The 20684-nt window shown below is 55.7% G+C and carries 19 protein-coding genes, 1 tRNA gene and 1 rRNA gene; 17 read left to right on the top strand and 4 right to left on the bottom strand.

From position 1 onward, the window contains the following. Window positions 1-100: 100 nt before the first annotated feature. From rmuC to ACU4F7_RS01305, 9 genes are all read left to right on the top strand, one after another. Window positions 101-1534, top strand: coding sequence for a DNA recombination protein RmuC (gene rmuC / locus ACU4F7_RS01265; RefSeq protein ID WP_029590738.1), 1434 nt, complete (start codon window positions 101-103; stop codon window positions 1532-1534). 90 nt (window positions 1535-1624) lie between these two features. Next, entirely contained in the window at window positions 1625-2380 is a 756-nt protein-coding gene (gene ubiE / locus ACU4F7_RS01270; protein ID WP_024553905.1) for a bifunctional demethylmenaquinone methyltransferase/2-methoxy-6-polyprenyl-1,4-benzoquinol methylase UbiE, read from the top strand. A gap of 13 nt (window positions 2381-2393) precedes the next feature. Next, the gene (gene ubiJ / locus ACU4F7_RS01275) at window positions 2394-2999 is read left to right on the top strand and encodes a ubiquinone biosynthesis protein UbiJ (RefSeq protein ID WP_029590737.1); all 606 of its coding nucleotides are present in this window, start codon (window positions 2394-2396) and stop codon (window positions 2997-2999) included. Then, a complete protein-coding gene (gene ubiB, locus ACU4F7_RS01280) occupies window positions 2996-4636 on the top strand; it encodes a ubiquinone biosynthesis regulatory protein kinase UbiB (protein ID WP_029590735.1) in 1641 nt (546 codons plus the stop codon). The genes ubiJ and ubiB overlap by 4 nt, the downstream gene beginning before the upstream one ends. 72 nt (window positions 4637-4708) lie before the next feature. Further along, window positions 4709-4963, top strand: coding sequence for a Sec-independent protein translocase subunit TatA (gene tatA / locus ACU4F7_RS01285; RefSeq protein ID WP_024558484.1), 255 nt, complete (start codon window positions 4709-4711; stop codon window positions 4961-4963). A gap of 3 nt (window positions 4964-4966) precedes the next feature. Then, window positions 4967-5539, top strand: coding sequence for a Sec-independent protein translocase protein TatB (gene tatB / locus ACU4F7_RS01290; RefSeq protein ID WP_029590733.1), 573 nt, complete (start codon window positions 4967-4969; stop codon window positions 5537-5539). A gap of 2 nt (window positions 5540-5541) precedes the next feature. Continuing rightward, on the top strand, window positions 5542-6297 hold the full coding sequence (tatC, locus tag ACU4F7_RS01295; RefSeq protein ID WP_029590732.1) for a Sec-independent protein translocase subunit TatC: 756 nt from the start codon (window positions 5542-5544) through the stop codon (window positions 6295-6297). A gap of 30 nt (window positions 6298-6327) precedes the next feature. Further along, entirely contained in the window at window positions 6328-7131 is an 804-nt protein-coding gene (gene tatD / locus ACU4F7_RS01300; protein ID WP_481637879.1) for a 3'-5' ssDNA/RNA exonuclease TatD, read from the top strand. A gap of 93 nt (window positions 7132-7224) precedes the next feature. Continuing rightward, on the top strand, window positions 7225-7557 hold the full coding sequence (locus ACU4F7_RS01305; RefSeq protein WP_481637880.1) for a glycine zipper family protein: 333 nt from the start codon (window positions 7225-7227) through the stop codon (window positions 7555-7557). Between the two features lie 38 nt (window positions 7558-7595). On the opposite strand, the gene rfaH is transcribed toward ACU4F7_RS01305, so the two are convergent. Next, window positions 7596-8084, bottom strand: coding sequence for a transcription/translation regulatory transformer protein RfaH (gene rfaH, locus ACU4F7_RS01310; protein WP_024558489.1), 489 nt, complete (start codon window positions 8082-8084; stop codon window positions 7596-7598). A gap of 192 nt (window positions 8085-8276) precedes the next feature. On the opposite strand from rfaH, the gene ubiD reads away from it, so the two are divergent. Together ubiD and fre are read left to right on the top strand one after the other, a co-directional pair. Further along, on the top strand, window positions 8277-9761 hold the full coding sequence (gene ubiD / locus ACU4F7_RS01315) for a 4-hydroxy-3-polyprenylbenzoate decarboxylase (RefSeq protein WP_481637881.1): 1485 nt from the start codon (window positions 8277-8279) through the stop codon (window positions 9759-9761). A gap of 46 nt (window positions 9762-9807) precedes the next feature. Then, window positions 9808-10509, top strand: a complete 702-nt coding sequence (fre, locus tag ACU4F7_RS01320) for an NAD(P)H-flavin reductase (RefSeq protein WP_024558491.1) — start codon at window positions 9808-9810, stop codon at window positions 10507-10509. Window positions 10510-10560: 51 nt separating this feature from the next. On the opposite strand, the gene ACU4F7_RS01325 is transcribed toward fre, so the two are convergent. From ACU4F7_RS01325 to fadB, 3 genes are all read right to left on the bottom strand, one after another. Further along, a complete protein-coding gene (locus ACU4F7_RS01325; RefSeq protein WP_481637882.1) occupies window positions 10561-10887 on the bottom strand; it encodes a hypothetical protein in 327 nt (108 codons plus the stop codon). Window positions 10888-10999: 112 nt separating this feature from the next. Beyond that, window positions 11000-12163 carry an acetyl-CoA C-acyltransferase FadA gene (gene fadA / locus ACU4F7_RS01330; protein ID WP_029590725.1) on the bottom strand — a complete coding sequence of 388 codons (1164 nt, stop codon included), beginning with the start codon at window positions 12161-12163 and terminating at the stop codon, window positions 11000-11002. A gap of 10 nt (window positions 12164-12173) precedes the next feature. Then, window positions 12174-14363, bottom strand: coding sequence for a fatty acid oxidation complex subunit alpha FadB (gene fadB / locus ACU4F7_RS01335; RefSeq protein ID WP_481637883.1), 2190 nt, complete (start codon window positions 14361-14363; stop codon window positions 12174-12176). Between the two features lie 188 nt (window positions 14364-14551). Between fadB and pepQ the strand changes: the two genes are divergently transcribed. From pepQ to ACU4F7_RS01365, 6 genes are all read left to right on the top strand, one after another. Next, window positions 14552-15883: a Xaa-Pro dipeptidase gene (gene pepQ, locus ACU4F7_RS01340; protein WP_029590723.1), complete on the top strand. Its 1332-nt coding sequence runs from the start codon at window positions 14552-14554 to the stop codon at window positions 15881-15883. Then, window positions 15883-16494: an IMPACT family protein gene (locus tag ACU4F7_RS01345; protein ID WP_029590722.1), complete on the top strand. Its 612-nt coding sequence runs from the start codon at window positions 15883-15885 to the stop codon at window positions 16492-16494. Before pepQ ends, ACU4F7_RS01345 begins: the two co-directional genes overlap by 1 nt. A gap of 40 nt (window positions 16495-16534) precedes the next feature. Then, window positions 16535-17986, top strand: a complete 1452-nt coding sequence (gene trkH, locus ACU4F7_RS01350; protein ID WP_024561637.1) for a Trk system potassium transporter TrkH — start codon at window positions 16535-16537, stop codon at window positions 17984-17986. A 12-nt stretch (window positions 17987-17998) separates the two neighbouring features. Further along, window positions 17999-18544, top strand: a complete 546-nt coding sequence (gene hemG / locus ACU4F7_RS01355) for a menaquinone-dependent protoporphyrinogen IX dehydrogenase (protein ID WP_024558497.1) — start codon at window positions 17999-18001, stop codon at window positions 18542-18544. A gap of 384 nt (window positions 18545-18928) precedes the next feature. Further along, window positions 18929-20470: ribosomal RNA gene (locus ACU4F7_RS01360) — 16S ribosomal RNA — on the top strand. Window positions 20471-20555: 85 nt separating this feature from the next. Next, window positions 20556-20630 (top strand) — tRNA-Glu (locus ACU4F7_RS01365). The last annotated feature ends 54 nt before the right edge of the window (window positions 20631-20684 follow it).

The following is a 20684-nucleotide window of genomic DNA, read 5'->3' on the forward strand; positions in this document are numbered from 1 at the left end:
CTCGCAGGAATTACGCTCCTCACAGAAAAACGCTTCCCGTCTGGACATCTGTACAGCACAATCGCTGCTGGCATGCGTTGCAGTTCAGGCAGGAGGCGTAGTGGAAAGCTCATACATTTTGTTGGCGATAATCGCTCTGGCGGGCGTGCTGGTCGGGTGGTTATTAGCAAGCCAGCGGGCGGTGCAGCTAAAGGCGGAGTTGCTGGCGGAACAGCGCGATATTTACGGCGAACTGAGCGCCGCCAAAGCCTCGCTTGAACAGAGCTTACACTGGCGTGACGAATGCGAACTTCTCAACAATGAACTGCGCAGCCTGCGGGAAATTAACAGCTCGCTGGAGTCTGACCTGCGCGAAGTCACTACCCGTCTTGAATCCACCCAACTGCACGCCGAAGAGAAGCTGCGCCAGATGATGAACAGCGAGCAGCGCCTGAGCGAGCAGTTTGAAAATCTCGCCAATCGGATTTTTGAGCAGAGCAACCGTCGGGTTGAAGAGCAGAACCGCCAGAGTCTGAACGGGTTGTTAACGCCGCTGCGCGAGCAGCTCGACGGTTTTCGCCGCCAGGTGCAGGAGAGCTTCGGCCAGGAGGCGCGGGAGCGCCATACGTTGGCCCATGAAATCCGCAACCTGCAACAGCTGAACGCGCAAATGGCCCAGGAGGCGATTAACCTTACTCGCGCGCTGAAGGGCGACAACAAAGCCCAGGGCAACTGGGGCGAAGTGGTGCTGGCTCGGGTGCTGGAGGCTTCCGGCCTGCGCGAAGGGCACGAGTACGAAACGCAGGTTAATATCCAGCTTGCCGACCGCAGCCGCATGCAGCCGGATGTCATTGTGCGACTGCCGCAGGGCAAAGATGTCGTCATCGACGCCAAAATGACGCTGGTGGCCTATGAGCGTTACTTCAACGCGGAAGATGACTATACCCGCGACCTGGCGCTTAACGAGCACATCGCCTCTATCCGCAACCATATCCGCCTGCTGGGACGTAAGGATTACCAGCAACTGCCGGGGCTGCGCACGCTCGACTATGTGCTGATGTTTATTCCCGTCGAACCCGCCTTTTTACTGGCTATCGATCGGCAGCCGGAAATCATCAACGAGGCGCTGAAAAATAACATTATGCTCGTCAGCCCGACCACGCTGCTGGTGGCGCTGCGCACTATCTCTAACCTCTGGCGCTATGAACATCAGAGCCGAAACGCTCAGCACATCGCCGAACGCGCCAGCAGACTGTACGACAAAATGCGCCTGTTCGTGGATGACATGACCGCCATCGGTCAATGTATCGATAAGGCGGGCGACAGCTACCGTCAGGCGATGAAAAAGCTGGCTTCCGGGCGCGGCAACCTGCTGGTGCAGGCGGAAGCGTTTCGCGCGCTGGGCGTGGAAATTAAGCGCGAGATTAATCCGGATTTAGTGGAACAGGCCCGCCAGGAAGAGGAGGCGTGGCCGCTGCCGGATGGGCAGAATGCGTCAAAGGACGCTATAAATGACAATAGCTTAACTTCATACCGCGCCGCGGGCGAAGGCTAAGACGGCGCTACGCGATGGCCTTGAATCATAGGGCAATCGCGCCCAATCTGTTACACTTCACGAACATTTTCTTGATAAGCAGGCACTGAGATGGTTGAAGATTCACAAGAAACAACGCACTTTGGCTTCCAGACTGTAGCGAAAACGGAAAAAGCCGATAAAGTCGCGCAGGTGTTTCATTCTGTGGCCGCAAAATACGACATCATGAACGACCTGATGTCTTTTGGCATTCATCGTCTGTGGAAGCGCTTCACTATCGACTGCAGCGGCGTACGTCGTGGGCAAAGCGTGTTGGATCTCGCGGGCGGCACCGGCGACCTGACCGCTAAATTCTCCCGTCTGGTTGGCGAGAGCGGCCGGGTAGTGCTGGCGGATATCAACGACTCCATGCTGAAAATGGGCCGCGAAAAGCTGCGCAACACCGGCGTGGTCGGCAATGTCGAGTATGTGCAGGCGAACGCCGAAGCGCTGCCTTTTCCTGATAACACTTTCGACTGCATCACCATCTCTTTTGGTTTGCGTAACGTTACCGACAAAGAAAAAGCGCTGCGCTCCATGTTCCGCGTGCTGAAGCCGGGCGGCCGCCTGCTGGTGCTGGAGTTCTCCAAACCGACCATTGAGCCGCTCAGCAAAGCCTATGACGCTTACTCTTTCCACGTATTGCCGCGCGTAGGCGAGATGGTGGCGAACGATGCGGAGAGCTACCGTTATCTGGCCGAATCTATCCGCATGCATCCGGATCAGGACACGCTGAAAGCGATGATGGAAGACGCCGGTTTTGAAAGCGTGAACTATTACAACATGACCGGCGGCATCGTGGCGCTGCATCGCGGCTACAAGTTCTGACAGGAGGTGGCGGATGCCGTTCACACCCCTTATTACGGCAGGCATAGAGGGCGTGCTTAACACATTCCTCTATCGCGAGCCGGCGCTGAAAGGGCCTCGCCAGCGCTTACAGGGAAAAGTGTTGCGGGTAGTGCTAAAAGAGTTTTCCGCGCCGCTGGTGCTCTCTTTTAGTGAAAAGCAGTTGGATGTGCTGAGCCAGTGGGAAGGCGAGGCGGACTGCTCGGTGATTACCCGGCTTTCAGTGCTGCCTAAATTGCAGGACAGACAGCAGCTCACCTCGCTTATTCGCAGCGGCGAACTGGAAGTGCAGGGCGACCTGCAGGTTGTGCAAAATTTTGTCGCGCTGCTGGATTTAGCCGAGTTTGATCCCGCGGAGGTGCTTGCGCCCTATACGGGCGATATCGCCGCTGAAGGGATCAGCAAGCTAGTGCGCCGTGGCGGTTCATTGCTAAAGAAAAGCGTTACCCGCAACCAGCAGTATCTGGCTGAGGCCTTGACTGAAGAGTGGCGGCTGGCGCCGGGAAGGCTTGAAGTCGCCTGGTTTTCTGAGGAGATCTCGGCGATTGAGCGCTCTGTAGAAGCATTAACCAAACGGCTGAATAAACTGGAGGGCAAATGACGCCAGGTGAAATTCGGCGCCTTTATTTCATCATTCAGACCTTTCTAAGCTATGGGCTTGATGAACTCATTCCCCGCATGCGTATCACGCTGCCGCTGCGCCTTTGGCGACGCGGGCTGTTCTGGATGCCTAACCGGCATAAAGATAAAGAACTGGGCGAGCGTCTGCGTCTGGCTTTACAGGAGCTTGGTCCGGTCTGGATTAAATTTGGTCAGATGTTGTCAACCCGCCGCGATCTTTTCCCGCCGCAGATAGCCGATCAACTGGCGCTGTTGCAGGACCGCGTGGCCCCGTTTGACGGTGTGCTGGCGAAACGGCAAATCGAAAAGGCGATGGGCGACATGCCTGTCGAAACCTGGTTTGACGACTTCGACATCAAACCGCTGGCTTCCGCCTCGATTGCGCAGGTGCATACCGCCCGGCTGAAAGAGAACGGGAAAGAGGTGGTCATCAAAGTTATCCGTCCGGATATCCTGCCGGTTATCCAGGCGGACATGAAGCTCATCTACCGGCTTGCCCGCTGGGTGCCGCGTCTGATGCCGGATGGCCGCCGTTTGCGGCCGCTGGAAGTGGTGCGCGAATATGAAAAAACGCTGATTGATGAGCTGGATCTGCTAAGAGAGGCGGCTAACGCCATTCAGCTGCGCCGTAACTTTGAAAATAGCAAAATGCTGTACGTGCCGGAGGTGTACTCTGACTATTGCAGTCAGAACATGCTGGTCATGGAGCGTATTTACGGCATCCCGGTTTCTGACGTGGCGGCGCTGGAGAAAAACGGCACCAACCTGAAACTGCTGGCTGAGCGCGGCGTGCGCGTCTTTTTCACCCAGGTATTTCGCGACAGCTTCTTCCATGGTGATATGCACCCTGGCAATATCTTCGTTAGCTACGACCACCCGGAAGACCCGCAATATATCGGTATCGACTGTGGCATTGTGGGTTCGCTTAACAAAGAAGATAAGCGTTATCTGGCGGAAAACTTTATCGCTTTCTTTAACCGTGACTACCGGAAAGTCGCGGAGCTACACGTTGATTCCGGCTGGGTGCCGCCCGATACCAATGTTGAAGAGTTCGAATTCGCCATCCGTACCGTCTGTGAGCCGATTTTTGAAAAGCCGCTGGCCGAAATCTCGTTCGGGCATGTCCTGCTGAACCTTTTCAACACGGCGCGCCGCTTCAATATGGAAGTGCAGCCGCAGTTAGTGTTGCTGCAAAAAACGCTGCTTTATATCGAAGGCGTAGGGCGTCAGCTTTATCCGCAGCTTGATTTATGGAAAACGGCGAAACCTTTTCTGGAAACCTGGATCAAAGATCAGGTGGGCTTCCCGGCGCTGGTGCGCGCGGTTAAAGAGAAATCCCCTTACTGGGTAGAAAAACTGCCCGATTTGCCGGAGCTGGTTTACAACAACTTGCGTCAAGGAAAACAACTGCAACAAAGCGTTGATAAGATTGCCAATGAATTGCACGCTCATCGCGTTCGGCAGGGACAGTCGCGCTACCTTTTCGGGGTTGGCGCCACGCTGTTGCTGAGCGGCACGCTGCTGCTTATCAACCGGCCCGACTGGGAGTTTACGCCCGCCTGGCTGATGGCGGGAGGGCTTGTCGTCTGGCTTATCGGCTGGCGGCGATCGAGCTGAATTTATCGTCATGGAATGGCCGCGTGATTTATAATGCGGCCTGATACTTCTTCATTAGTAGCTGAGGTTTTTATGGGTGGCATCAGTATCTGGCAATTGTTAATTATTGCCGTTCTCGTCGTTTTGCTTTTCGGCACCAAAAAATTGCGTTCTCTGGGGTCCGATCTGGGCGAATCGATCAAGGGCTTTAAAAAGTCCATGAGCGATGACGACAAAAAAGAGACCTCGCACCAGCAGGATGCTGATTTCACTGCGAAATCAATCGCTGATAAGCCTGATGAGGCTAAAAAAGACGAGGCGAAACGCCACGATAAAGAGCAGGTGTAATTCGTGTTTGATATTGGTTTTAGCGAACTGCTGCTGGTCTTCGTTATCGGTCTCATTGTACTGGGGCCGCAACGCTTGCCTGTAGCGGTGAAAACGGTGGTGGGCTGGATCCGGGCGCTGCGCTCGCTGGCCACTACCGTACAAAACGAGCTTTCTCAGGAGCTGAAGATTCAGGAATTGCAGGACAGCCTGAAGAAAGTGGAAAAGGCGAGCCTTAATAACCTGACGCCAGAGCTGAAGGAGTCAATGGATGAGCTGCGTCATGCAGCGGAGGCCATGAAGCGCTCCTATACCGCGAATGACCCGGAGAAGGCGAGCGACGAGGCCCACACCATTCACAATCCGCTGGTGAAGGACAACGAAGCGAGCCATGAAGGCGTTACGCCGGGCTCGGCGGAGCATCAGGCCGAAGCGCCAGCGCAGAAGCCAGCCGCAGCGCCTGAGCAATCCGCTCAGCCAGCGGCCAGCGCTGAGGCGCCGACCGCGAAACCGCAGCCCGCGCCGGAAGTCAAAAAGGCTGAGCCTGCTGCCTCCCGTAACCCGGAACCGGCTTCCCCAACGAGTGATAAACCCTGAACATGGCTGTTGAAGATACCCAACCCTTAATCAGTCATCTGATTGAACTGCGCAAGCGACTGCTGAACTGCATTATTGCGGTGCTGGTCATTTTCCTGGCGCTGGTCTATTTCGCGAACGATATTTACCAGCTGGTCGCCGCGCCGCTTATTTCTCAGATGCCGCTTGGCGCGACAATGATAGCCACCGATGTGGCCTCGCCGTTCTTTACCCCTATCAAGCTTACTGTCATGGTGTCGGTCATCCTGTCGGCGCCGGTTATTCTCTACCAGGTGTGGGCTTTTGTCGCGCCAGCGCTGTACAAACATGAACGTCGGCTGGTCGTGCCGCTGCTGGTGTCCAGCACGCTGCTCTTTTATATCGGCATGGCGTTTGCTTACTTTGTCGTCTTCCCGCTGGCGTTTGGCTTTTTAACCAAAACGGCGCCTGCGGGCGTGGTCGTATCAACAGACATCACCAGTTATCTTGATTTCGTGATGGCGCTGTTTATGGCCTTCGGCGTGTCGTTTGAGGTGCCGGTCGCCATTGTGCTGCTCTGCTGGCTTGGCGTAACCACACCGGAAGATCTCAAGGCGAAGCGCCCGTACGTGCTGGTCGGCGCTTTCGTCATCGGTATGCTGCTGACGCCGCCGGATGTCTTTTCTCAGACGCTGCTGGCGATTCCGATGTACTGCCTGTTTGAAGTCGGCGTCTTTTTCGCAAGATTCTATGTTGGCAAACGCCGACCCGATAATTCGGAAGAAGAATCGCAAGAGTAAGTGATAACCGCCCGTCAGGGCGGTTTTTATATGGGAAGCGCTATGTTTGATATTGGACTGAACATCACCAGTTCACAGTTTGCCAAAGACCGGGATGAAGTCATTTCGCGCGCGCATGCGGCCGGGGTGAACGGCCTGCTTTTTACCGGCACGAATCTGCATGAAAGCGCCCAGGCCCAGCTGCTGGCGCGGCGCTACGAGCGCTGCTGGTCCACCGCAGGGGTGCATCCTCACGACAGTAGTCAGTGGGATGATGCTTCTGCTCAGCGGTTGCGTGAGCTTGCCCGCCAGCCGGAAGTGGTGGCCATTGGCGAATGCGGGCTCGATTTTAACCGTAACTTTTCCACGCCCGAAGCGCAGGAGCGCGCGTTTAGCGCCCAACTGGCGATAGCCGCTGAGCTCGGCATGCCGGTTTTTATGCATTGCCGCGATGCGCATGCGCGTTTCCTCGCTTTGCTCGACCCCTGGCTTGATAAACTTCCCGGCGCGGTGCTGCACTGTTTTACCGGCACTGAAGATGAAGCGAGAGATTGCCTGGCGCGCGGGCTCTATCTGGGAATTACCGGCTGGGTGTGCGATGAGCGCCGCGGCCTGGCATTACGCGAGCTGCTGCCGGTTATTCCTGCTGAAAAACTCCTGCTGGAAACGGATGCGCCTTATCTTTTGCCGCGCGATCTCTTACCTAAACCCGCTTCACGGCGTAACGAGCCTTGTTATCTGCCGCATATTCTTGAGCGCGTCGCCGCCTGGCGTGGAGAGGACGCCCGCTGGCTGGAGCAGGTAACCGATGCAAACGCGGCGCGCCTGTTTTTTTCCCGTCCTGTTGCGGCATAACCGTACAGAAATGTACACAGACGCCAAAATGGCGGTTTCTTCAGAGTGTTATCCTTGGCGCCGGCAGTAAACCTGGTTTGTTAAGGAAAAATTATGCAAAAGAAAATCACTGGGATGTTCATTCTCTGTATGGCGCTGGCCGGACAGGCGCAGGCTATCGATAAAACCGCTACTGGCGCGGTGCTGGGCGCCACGGCGGGCGCGGTTGTCGGCAAGAGCGTTAAGAGCACTGTTGGCGGCGCTGTGGTTGGCGCAGGCGCGGGCGCAATGCTTAAAAAAGGCGACAAAGGCAAAGCGGCGCGTAAGGGCGGCGCCGTTGGCGCGGTAGTGGGTGCGGGAGTCGCTGCGGCAACAGGGAAAAGCGTGTTGAAAGGCGCTGTGGTTGGCGCAGGCGCAGGCGGCGTGGTCGGCGAAGCGACCCATTAATGACAGGCATCGGCTCGCAATGCGCGGGCCGATGGGAATTAAATTTTACGAAAATCGGTGTTTTTTACGCTCTGTCGAACCTGCTTGTTAAGCAGATTAAGCAGCAGCATGGAGCGGGTCTCGCCATCCGGCTCGGTGAAAATCGCTTCCAGTCCCTCAAAGGCGCCTTCGGTAATCACCACTTTATCGCCTTCATAAGGCGTTTGCGGGTCAGTCACCTCTTCTGGCTGGCAATTCTGCAGCTGTTCAATCACCGTTAGCGGCACCATAGCCGGCTGCGAGCCAAAGCGAACAAAATGGCTGACGCCGCGAGTCGCGCTGATAGTCGTGGTATGAATCTCTTCCGGATCGAATTCCACAAACATGTAGTTCGGGAACAGAGGCTCACTGACTGCGGCGCGTTTTCCCCGCACGATTTTTTCAAGCGTAATCATGGGCGTCAGGCAATTGACCTGCTGGCGCTCAAGATGCTCTTGCGCGCGCTGAAGCTGTCCTCGTTTGCAGTACAGTAGATACCAGGATCGCATGATAACTCTTCTTATTATTGCCTTATTGCCGGGCGGGCAAGCATAACAAAACCATTCAGGGATCGCTAAGGTGATTATAACGGAAGCCATAATGGCATGCGGCCTGGATTCACGTTAATTTAACAAAACTACGGCGTGGCCGCCGCGAACGCCGTATAATGGAGAGCTTAACCCGAGGGCATGAATAACTGCATGAAATATCACGATCTACGCGACTTTCTTGCGCTGCTGGAGCAGCAGGGCGAACTTAAACGCATTTCGCTTCCCGTCGATCCCCACCTGGAGATGACTGAAATCGCCGACCGCACATTGCGCGCTGGCGGTCCCGCTTTGCTGTTCGAAAATCCGAAGGGTTACAGCATGCCGGTTCTGTGCAATCTCTTTGGCACGCCGAAGCGTGTAGCGATGGGCATGGGGCAGGAAGAGGTATCGGCTTTGCGTGAAGTGGGCAAGCTGCTCGCTTTTTTGAAAGAGCCGGAGCCGCCGCGTGGATTTCGTGATCTGTTCGACAAGCTGCCGCAGTTTAAGCAGGTGCTTAACATGCCGACGAAACGGCTGCGCGGCGCGCCTTGCCAGCAGAAGGTGATTCAGGGCGATGAGGTCGACCTGACGCGTATCCCCATTATGCAGTGCTGGCCGGAAGACGCTGCGCCGTTGATTACCTGGGGACTGACGGTTACGCGCGGCCCGCATAAAGAACGTCAGAATCTCGGCATTTATCGTCAGCAGTTGATTGGCAAAAACAAGCTGATTATGCGCTGGCTCTCGCATCGCGGCGGCGCGCTTGATTTCCAGGAGTGGCAGGCGGCGCACCCTGGTGAACGTTTCCCGGTTTCCGTGGCGCTGGGCGCCGATCCGGCGACTATCCTCGGCGCGGTGACGCCTGTGCCGGATACGCTTTCTGAATACGCTTTCGCCGGGCTGCTGCGCGGCACCAAAACCGAAGTGGTAAAGTGTCTTTCTAACGATCTCGAAGTGCCTGCCAGCGCGGAAATCGTGCTGGAAGGCTATATTGAACCGGGTGAAATGGCGCCGGAAGGACCCTATGGCGATCACACCGGCTATTACAATGAAATAGACAACTTCCCGGTCTTTACCGTCACGCACATTACGCAGCGCGAAGATGCTATTTATCACTCCACCTATACCGGCCGTCCGCCAGACGAACCGGCGGTGCTGGGCGTGGCGCTGAACGAAGTGTTCGTACCGATCCTGCAAAAGCAGTTTCCGGAAATTGTCGATTTCTATCTGCCGCCGGAAGGGTGCTCTTATCGCCTTGCGGTAGTCACCATTAAGAAGCAGTACGCCGGACACGCCAAACGCGTCATGATGGGTGTCTGGTCATTCCTGCGGCAGTTCATGTATACCAAGTTTGTTATCGTCTGCGATGACGACGTGAACGCGCGTGACTGGAACGATGTTATCTGGGCTATCACGACGCGTATGGATCCGGCGCGCGATACGGTAATGGTGGAAAACACGCCAATTGATTACCTGGATTTCGCTTCGCCGGTTTCCGGCCTTGGCTCAAAAATGGGACTGGACGCCACCAATAAATGGCCAGGCGAGACTCAGCGCGAGTGGGGCCGTCCCATTAAAAAAGATCCTGCGGTCACGGCGCGTATAGACGCTATCTGGAACGAGCTGGCCATTTTCAATGACGGTAAGGGCGCCTGAAGCGCCGCCGTCGCGGTTTGCATTATTGACCCGACAGAGGGAACGCATGACAATTTTAAGCTGTAAAGTGACCTCGGTAGAAGCCATCACGGATACCGTGTATCGCGTTCGTTTAGTGCCTGAAGCGCCGTTTTCTTTTCGCGCGGGCCAGTACCTGATGGTCGTGATGGATGAGCGTGATAAGCGTCCCTTCTCCATGGCCTCCACGCCCGACGAACACGCTTTTATTGAGCTGCATATCGGCGCCTCCGAGCTTAATCTCTACGCGATGGCGGTGATGGATCGCATCCTGAAAGAGCGTGAAATCGTAGTGGATATTCCTCACGGCGAAGCGTGGCTGCGCGACGAGGAAGATCGCCCCATGATCCTGATTGCCGGCGGCACTGGTTTCTCCTACGTGCGCTCAATTTTGCTGACCGCGCTGGCGCGCAACCCAAACCGCGATATCACGATTTACTGGGGCGGGCGCGAAGAGAAACACCTTTATGATTTGCCGGAACTGGAAGCTCTGTCGGTGAACCATCCTAATCTTCGTGTGGAACCCGTAGTGGAACAGCCTGAAGAGGCGTGGCGCGGGCGCAGCGGCACTGTGCTGACGGCAGTTTTGCAGGATTTCGGCACGCTGGCGGAACATGACATTTATATCGCGGGCCGCTTCGAAATGGCGAAAATCGCCCGCGATCTGTTCTGCAACGAGCGCAACGCGCGTGAAGATCGTCTGTTTGGCGACGCGTTCGCGTTTATTTGATGACCTTTGCTCTTCACCTGGACCCTCTCTCCTTGCGGGAGAGGGACTGCCTCAGCGGATAAACGTAAACAGCGGCTTATCTTCTTCCAGCAAGCACAACAGCATGACGCTCGGCTTTGTCGCGCTCCTCAGCGTGGCGGTTAACTGCGTGGCGATGTGCTGACGGCCAATCTTACGGTCGTACCGCTCTACCTGAACGCTATCCGGGACGATTTTTAACGCATTAAGCGCCGCCAGCCCTTCTGGATTTTCTTTTAACTCTTTTTTTGCCTCGTCCAGACAGCGCTGCACCAGCGTCAGCTCGGTAGAGGTGGTTTGCGCATAAGCGGCAGGCGTCAAAAAACAGGCGAGCAGAGCAAGATAAGAGAGGGTTTTCACAGTCGATACCTTTGTTAGTAACGGCGAGAAAATCAGCATAACAAGGAAAGTATAAAAGAAAAAACCCGCCCCTGACAGGCGGGAAGAACGGCAACTAAACTCAGAAAATGACTCAGACTCGCTCAAATACCGTGGCGATACCCTGACCGAGACCAATGCACATAGTGGCGAGGCCAAACTGGGCGTCGCGTCGCTCCATCAGGTTAATCAGCGTGGTGCTAATGCGCGCGCCGGAGCAGCCGAGCGGGTGGCCCAGCGCGATGGCGCCGCCGTTGAGGTTTATCTTCTCGTCTATCTGCTCCATCAACCCCAGGTCCTTAATGCATGGCAGGATCTGCGCGGCGAACGCTTCGTTCATCTCGAAAAGGTCGATATCGCTGGCGGCAAGGCCCGCTTTTTTCAGCGCCAGCTTTGAAGCCGGAACCGGGCCGTAACCCATTATTGAAGGATCGCAGCCGACCACCGCCATAGAACGAATGCGCGCGCGCGGCGTCAGGCCCAGCTCCCGGGCGCGGGATTCGCTCATCACCAGCATAGCGGCGGCGCCGTCGGAAAGGGCGGAAGAGGTGCCCGCCGTCACGGTACCGTTCGCCGGGTCGAAGGCGGGTTTCAACGTCGCAAGGCCTTCCACGCTGGTTTCCGGACGGATGACTTCGTCATAGTCATAGCGCTTCAGCACGCCGTCGGCGTCATGGCCGCTGGTGGGGATGATTTCATTTTTAAAATGTCCCGCCTGGGTCGCCGCCCAGGCGCGCTGGTGCGAGCGGGCGGCAAACGCATCCTGCATTTCACGGCTAATGCCATGCATGCGGGAGAGCATTTCCGCCGTCAGTCCCATCATGCCCGCCGCTTTCGCCACGTTGCGGCTTAAGCCGGGATGAAAATCGACGCCATGGCTCATCGGCACATGCCCCATATGCTCCACGCCGCCGACAAGACAAGCTTCTGCATCGCCGGTCATTATCATGCGGGCCGCGTCGTGCAGCGCCTGCATAGAGGAGCCGCACAGGCGGTTTACCGTAACGGCAGGCACCGAGTGCGGAATTTCCGCCAGCAACGCCGCGTTGCGGGCGATGTTAAACCCTTGCTCCAGCGTCTGTTGCACGCAGCCCCAGTAAATATCATTAATGGCGTTGGCTTCCAGCTGCGGATTGCGCGAAAGCAGGCTGCGCATCAGATGCGCGGAAAGATCTTCTGCCCGCACGTGGCGAAAGGCGCCGCCTTTGGAACGACCCATCGGGGTGCGGATAGCGTCAACAATTACAACCTTCTCCATACTTCGCTCCTTAAGCCGTTTTCAGTTCGCCAGCCGCCTGGGCGGGTTCAACCTGGGGGTAATAGGGCTCGTTGCGGAGCGCTTTTTCACGCAGCCCCGCCGGTACTTCATAAAGCGGCCCCAGCGCCTGATAGCGTTGCGCCATATCCAGGTACTTCGCGCTGCCCTGTGTATCAAGCCAGCGGAACGCGCCGCCGTGGAATGGAGGGAAGCCGAGCCCGTAGACCAGCGCCATATCCGCTTCCGCAGGGCCTGCGATAACGCCTTCTTCCAGACAGCGAACCACTTCATTAACCATCGGGATCATCATGCGGGCGATAATCTCTTCATCGCTGAAGTTGCGCTTCGGCTGGCTGACTTCAGCAAGCAGGCCGTCTGTTGCGTCATCCTGCTCTTTACGCGGTTTGCCTTTGCTGTCTTCTTTATAGCTGTAAAAGCCTTTACCGTTTTTCTGGCCGTAGCGGCCGGCGTCGAACAGCGCGTCGATAGCGTCGCGGTAATCTTTCTGCATACGCTGCGGGAAACCGGCCGCCATAACGGCCTGCGCGTGGTGCGCGGTATCAATGCCGACCACATCCAGTAAATAAGCGGGACCCATCGGCCAGCCGAACTGTTTTTCCATCACTTTATCTATCTGACGGAAATCCGCGCCGTCACGCAGCAGCTGGCTGAAACCGGCAAAGTAAGGGAACAGCACGCGGTTGACGAAGAAGCCGGGACAGTCGTTTACCACTACCGGGGTTTTCCCCATCTGGCTGGCCCAGGCCACCACTTTGGCGATGGTTTCTTCAGAGGTTTTTTCGCCGCGGATCACTTCCACCAGCGGCATGCGGTGCACCGGATTAAAGAAGTGCATGCCGCAGAAATTTTCCGGACGTTTAAGCGCGCTTGCCAGTTCGGTGATAGGAATGGTCGAGGTGTTGGAAGCCAGCACCGTATCGGGGCGCACCTTCTCTTCGGTTTCCGCCAGCACCGCTTTTTTCACCTTCGGGTTTTCCACGACCGCTTCTACGACAACATCTACGCGATCGAACCCGGCGTAATCCAGCGTCGGATGAATAGTGGCGATAACGCCCGCCAGCTTCAGCCCGTCGATTTTGCCGCGCTCAAGCTGTTTATTGAGCAGCTTGCTGGCTTCGCCGATGCCGAGCGCCAGCGATTTCTCATTAATATCTTTCATGATCGCCGGCACGCCTTTCCAGGCGGATTGATAAGCGATGCCGCCGCCCATGATGCCAGCGCCCAGTACGGCGGCCTGCTTCGGCGCTTCAACCGATTTCGTCAGTTTCTTCGCCTGGCCTTTTACGTACTGATCGTTTAAGAAAATGCCGACCAGCGCGCGCGCTTCGCTGGAATGCGCAAGCGGCACAAAACTTTGGTTTTCCAGCTCCAGCGCTTCGTCGCGCCCAAGGCCCGCCGCCGCTTCGATAGTCTTCACGGCGGTCATCGGCGCAGGATAGTGTTTACCGGCGGTTTGCATGACCACGCCTTTTGCAATGGTGAAGCTCATGGCGGCTTCCATCTTGCTGAGCTTCAGCGGCTCAAGCTTCGGCGCGCGTTTCGCTTTCCAGTCCAGGTCGCCTTGCATGGCCTGGCGCAACACGCTGAGCGCCCCTTCGCGTAATTTTTCAGGATTGACGACGGCGTCTACCAGGCCAAGCTTCAACGCCTCTTGCGCGCTGACATCTTTTCCGGCGGCGATAATTTCCAGCGCGCTGTCGGCGCCCAGCAGACGCGGCAGACGGACCGATCCGCCAAAGCCCGGCATGATGCCAAGTTTCGTTTCCGGCAGGCCGATGCGCAGGTCCGGCGTGGCGATACGGTAATCGGTCGCCAGCACGCATTCGCAGCCGCCGCCCAGCGCATAGCCGTTAATGGCGGAAAGGGTAGGAACCGGCAGATCTTCAAGGCGGTTGAAAATGCGGTTGGCGAAACGTAGCCAGTCGCTTAACTGCTCCTGCGGCACGAGGAACAGGGAAAGAAATTCGTTAATGTCCGCGCCAACGATAAAAGCCGCTTTCTCTGAGCGCAGCAGCAAACCTTTAAGATCGGATTGTTTTTCCAGCACATCTAATGCATGGCCAAGGCTTGCAACGGTCGCCGTGTCGAGCTTGTTAACCGAGCCTGGGGCATCAAACACCAGTTCGGCGATGCCGTCTTCCAGCCAGTTGAGGTACAGGGTGTCGCCTTTGTAGAGCATGTCAGTCTCCTGAATCCAGCAAGGTGATCTGGTCGTACCAGATGAAGCGGAGTGTGGAGTTGATGTTAATGAAATGCAAATTTCTCTTTAAATATTTGCAAACCCGATCACGGATGGGGGAAAACCGTTTGTGCAGATAAGTTGTGCTAAGATGCCGGAGTTTAGGACTAATAGATGAAGGGTAAATTATGGATTCGTTGGCTGCTCTTTATAAAAATCATTTGGCTACGTTACAGGAACGTACCCGTAATGTGCTGTCGCGCTTTAATCTTGATGCGCTGCTCATCCATTCTGGTGAGCTGTTCAACGTCTTTCTTGATGACCATCCTTATCCGTTTAAAGTAAACCCGCAGTTTAAAGCCTGGGTGCCGGTGACCCAGGTGCCGAACTGTTGGTTGCTGGTGGATGGCGTCAACAAACCGAAACTCTGGTTTTATCTGCCGGTCGATTACTGGCACAACGTAGAGCCGCTGCCGCACTCGTTCTGGACGGACGAGATTGAGATTATCGCGCTGCCGAAAGCGGATGGCATCGGCAGTCAGCTTCCTGCAGCGCGCGGTAATATTGCTTATATCGGACCAGCGCCGGAACGTGCGATACAGCTGAGCATCGCTGCCGATAAGATCAACCCGAAAGGGGTTATCGACTATCTGCACTACTATCGGGCTTATAAAACGGATTATGAACTGGCCTGTATGCGCGAAGCGCAGAAAACGGCGGTGATAGGCCACCGCGCCGCGCACGAAGCTTTCCTTTCCGGAATGAGCGAGTTTGATATTAATCTCGCTTACCTGACCGCCACCGGCCATCGCGATACAGACGTGCCTTACGGCAATATCGTGGCGCTCAATGAGCATGCCGCCGTGCTGCATTACACGAAGCTTGATCAGCAGGCGCCCTCAGAAATGCGCAGCTTCTTGCTGGATGCCGGGGCGGAATATAACGGCTATGCGGCAGATCTCACCCGTACCTGGGCCGCCAGCAGCGATAACGACTTTGCGCAGTTGATTAAAGACGTGAACGACGAACAACTGGCGTTGATTGGCACGATGAAGGCGGGCGTAAACTACATCGATTACCACGTGCAGTTTCATCAGCGCATCGCGAAGCTGCTGCGTCGTCATCAGATTGTGCATGACATCAGCGAAGAGGCGATGGTGGAAACCAATATTACCGGGCCGTTTATGCCGCACGGAATCGGTCATCCGCTGGGCCTGCAGGTGCACGACGTGGCGGGATTCATGCAAGACGATACCGGCACGCACCTTCCTGCCCCGGAAAAATATCCTTATCTGCGCTGTACCCGTGTGCTTCAGCCGCGCATGGTGCTGACCATCGAGCCGGGCATTTACTTTATCGAGTCGCTGCTCGCGCCGTGGCGTGAAGGGCAGTACAGCAAGCATTTTAACTGGCAGAAGATTGAAGCGCTTAAGCCGTTCGGCGGCATCCGTATTGAGGATAACGTGGTGATTCATGAGAACGGCACGGAAAACATGACGCGGGATCTCAAGCTCGCCTGATGGAAAGCTGGCTTATTCCGGCGCAGCCGGTCACCGTTACGGAAGAGATAAAGAAAAGCCGCTTTATTACGCTGCTCGCGCATACCGATGGCGTTGAAGCGGCGAAAGCGTTCGTCGGGCAAGTGAAGGCGGAGCATCCTGATGCCCGTCATCACTGTCAGGCCTGGGTGGCGGGTGCGCCGGATGATTCGCAAAAACTGGGCTTTTCCGATGACGGCGAACCCGCGGGAACGGCGGGTAAGCCGATGCTTGCCCAACTGCTCGGCAGCGGAATAGGAGAAATTACCGCCGTGGTGGTGCGCTACTACGGCGGTATTAAGCTTGGGACGGGTGGGCTGGTGAAAGCCTATGGCGGCGGCGTGCAGCTGGCGCTCAATCAGCTCGTCACGCTCCGCAAAGTGCCGTTAACTGAATATACTTTGCTGTGTGATTACGCACAGCTCACCGGTATCGACGCTCTGCTTAAGCAGCATGAGGGGCTGATAGTGCACAGCGATTACCAGGCGGGCGTGACGTTGCGCGTGGCGCTGCCTCATACGCAGGTGGCGTTGTTTTCTTCAAGGCTTGCGGATTTTAGTCGCGGCGCGTTGCATTTGTTACCGGTTGAATAATAATCCCCCCTCGTTTTTTTGATCCCTAAGGAAGCGGCTGATGCATTTTCGCGCCATAACCCGAATCGTTGGACTACTGGTTATTCTCTTTTCCGGGACCATGATTATCCCTGGACTGGTGGCCCTCATTTACCGGGACGGCGCGGGCCGTGCCTTTACGCAAACCTTCTTTGTCGCGCTGGCGATAGGCGCGGTGCTCTGGTGGCCAAACCGCCGGGAGAAAAAAGAGCTGAAATCCCGCGAGGGGTTTCTTATCGTCGTTCTCTTCTGGACGGTGCTGGGAAGCGTGGGGGCGTTGCCCTTTATCTTTTCTGAACGGCCGAACCTGACGGTTACCGACGCCTTCTTTGAATCCTTTTCCGGATTAACGACCACAGGCGCAACAACGCTGGTGGGGCTGGACTCGTTACCCCACGCGATTTTGTTTTATCGCCAGATGCTGCAGTGGTTCGGCGGCATGGGGATCATCGTCCTGGCGGTGGCGATTCTGCCTATTCTGGGCGTCGGGGGGATGCAGCTTTATCGCGCCGAAATGCCAGGACCGCTCAAGGACAATAAAATGCGCCCCCGCATCGCTGAAACGGCGAAAACGCTGTGGCTGATTTACGTTTTGCTTACCGTTGCCTGCGCGCTGGCGTTGTGGTTCGCCGGGATGTCCGCTTTTGACGCCATCGGCCATAGTTTTGCGACTATCGCTATCGGCGGCTTCTCTACGCACGATGCGAGCGTGGGTTATTTTGACAGCCCTACCATCAATACCATTATCGCTATCTTCCTGCTTATTTCCGGCTGTAACTACGGCCTGCACTTTTCGCTGCTGAGCGGACGTAACCTGAAAGTTTACTGGCGGGATCCGGAGTTCCGGATGTTTATTGGCGTACAGGTGACGCTGGTGGCGGTCTGTACGCTGGTGCTCTGGTTCCACGACGTTTATAACTCCGCCGTGATGACGTTAAACCAGGCGTTTTTTCAGGTGGTCTCAATGGCGACTACCGCAGGCTTTACGACAGACAGTATTGCGCGCTGGCCGCTTTTCTTACCTGTGCTGCTGCTTTGTTCCGCTTTTATCGGCGGCTGCGCCGGGTCGACTGGCGGTGGGCTTAAAGTGATTCGTATTCTGCTGCTCTTTAAGCAAGGGAACCGCGAACTGAAACGGCTGGTTCATCCCAACGCGGTTTACACCATTAAGCTTGGCAACCGCGCTTTGCCGGAACGCATACTCGAGGCGGTATGGGGGTTCTTCTCTGCCTATGCTCTGGTATTTATTATCAGCATGCTGGCGATTATCGCGACAGGGGTGGATGACTTTTCGGCTTTCGCCTCGGTCGTCGCAACGCTGAATAACCTGGGGCCGGGGCTTGGCGTGGTAGCGGATAACTTCGCCAGCATGAACCCGGTCGCGAAATGGGTCCTGATGGCGAACATGCTGTTTGGTCGTCTGGAAGTTTTTACTTTGCTGGTGCTGTTTACACCCACCTTCTGGCGCGAATAAATGGAGTCTGTATTGAAAACCCTTATTTTGTTTTCTACCCGAGATGGACAGACGCGTGAGATAGCGTCCTTTATCGCTTCGGAACTAAAAGAGCAGGGCGTGGACGCGGACGTTATGAATTTGCACCGTGCGGAAACTATCGACTGGTCGCTCTATAACAAAGTCGTTATTGGCGCCTCTATCCGCTACGGGCACTTTCACGCGGCGCTGGACGCGTTTGTGAAAAAGCATCATGCGGAACTGAATGCTTTACCCGGCGCCTTCTTTTCCGTAAACCTTGTCGCGCGTAAGCCAGAGAAGCGTACGCCGCAAACTAACAACTACACGCGTAAATTTCTTCTTCATTCGCTATGGCGTCCAGACCACTGTGCGGTGTTTGCAGGCGCTCTGCGTTATCCGCGTTACCGCTGGTATGACCGTTTCATGATTCGGTTGATTATGAAAATGACGGGCGGGGAAACGGATACCCGTAAAGAAGTGGTCTACACCGACTGGAAACAGGTCGCGGCTTTTGCCCGGGAAATCGCTCGTCTTTCGCACAATCCGCGCAATGGTTAGGCGGATTGCCTGGGAAATGACCGAACGATAACTTTTTTGTATTTTTCTCTTGTCAGCGCCGAAACAGGCCCTATAATGCGCCTCCACTGACACGGCACAACGGCATACACGCCGGCCTGACAGCAAGAATCAAAACGGAATTAAGCGAAATTAACGCTTGACTCTGAAGCGGGAAAGCGTAGTATACGCAACCCGCGCCGCTGAGAAAAAAGCGAAGCGGCACCGCTCTTTAACAATTTATCAGACAATCTGTGTGGGCACTCAGATGGACTGGATTCTTAACGTCGCAAGACGAAAAATGAATACCAAGTCTCAACGAGTGAACACGTAATTCATTACGAAGTTCTTTTCTTTAGAAATAAAGAAACATTGAGCATCAAACTTTAATTGAAGAGTTTGATCATGGCTCAGATTGAACGCTGGCGGCAGGCCTAACACATGCAAGTCGAGCGGTAACAGGGATCAGCTTGCTGATTCGCTGACGAGCGGCGGACGGGTGAGTAATGTCTGGGAAACTGCCTGATGGAGGGGGATAACCACTGGAAACGGTGGCTAATACCGCATAATGTCGCAAGACCAAAGTGGGGGACCTTCGGGCCTCATGCCATCAGATGTGCCCAGATGGGATTAGCTAGTAGGTGGGGTAACGGCTCACCTAGGCGACGATCCCTAGCTGGTCTGAGAGGATGACCAGCCACACTGGAACTGAGACACGGTCCAGACTCCTACGGGAGGCAGCAGTGGGGAATATTGCACAATGGGCGCAAGCCTGATGCAGCCATGCCGCGTGTATGAAGAAGGCCTTCGGGTTGTAAAGTACTTTCAGTGAGGAGGAAGGCGTGATGCTTAATACACATCGCGATTGACGTTACTCACAGAAGAAGCACCGGCTAACTCCGTGCCAGCAGCCGCGGTAATACGGAGGGTGCAAGCGTTAATCGGAATTACTGGGCGTAAAGCGCACGCAGGCGGTCTGTTAAGTCAGATGTGAAATCCCCGGGCTCAACCCGGGAACTGCATTTGAAACTGGCAGGCTTGAGTCTCGTAGAGGGGGGTAGAATTCCAGGTGTAGCGGTGAAATGCGTAGAGATCTGGAGGAATACCGGTGGCGAAGGCGGCCCCCTGGACGAAGACTGACGCTCAGGTGCGAAAGCGTGGGGAGCAAACAGGATTAGATACCCTGGTAGTCCACGCCGTAAACGATGTCGACTTGGAGGTTGTGCCCTTGAGGCGTGGCTTCCGGAGCTAACGCGTTAAGTCGACCGCCTGGGGAGTACGGCCGCAAGGTTAAAACTCAAATGAATTGACGGGGGCCCGCACAAGCGGTGGAGCATGTGGTTTAATTCGATGCAACGCGAAGAACCTTACCTGGCCTTGACATCCAGAGAACTTTCCAGAGATGGATTGGTGCCTTCGGGAACTCTGAGACAGGTGCTGCATGGCTGTCGTCAGCTCGTGTTGTGAAATGTTGGGTTAAGTCCCGCAACGAGCGCAACCCTTATCCTTTGTTGCCAGCGGTCCGGCCGGGAACTCAAAGGAGACTGCCGGTGATAAACCGGAGGAAGGTGGGGATGACGTCAAGTCATCATGGCCCTTACGGCCAGGGCTACACACGTGCTACAATGGCGCATACAAAGAGAAGCGACCTCGCGAGAGCAAGCGGACCTCATAAAGTGCGTCGTAGTCCGGATTGGAGTCTGCAACTCGACTCCATGAAGTCGGAATCGCTAGTAATCGTGGATCAGAATGCCACGGTGAATACGTTCCCGGGCCTTGTACACACCGCCCGTCACACCATGGGAGTGGGTTGCAAAAGAAGTAGGTAGCTTAACCTTCGGGAGGGCGCTTACCACTTTGTGATTCATGACTGGGGTGAAGTCGTAACAAGGTAACCGTAGGGGAACCTGCGGTTGGATCACCTCCTTACCTTAAAGAACCTGCCTCTGCAGTGCTCACACAGATTGTCTGATAGATGTAATGAGCAAGACGGCTGCGAAGTCGTGACATTCGTGTCCCCTTCGTCTAGCGGTTAGGACTCCGCCCTTTCACGGCGGCAACAGGGGTTCGAATCCCCTAGGGGACGCCACTTGCTTGGCTGTGGGTGAAAGGCACAACCAACCGATATCTCAAAACTGACTGT

The sequence above is a fragment of the Franconibacter pulveris genome (genome assembly GCF_056780215.1).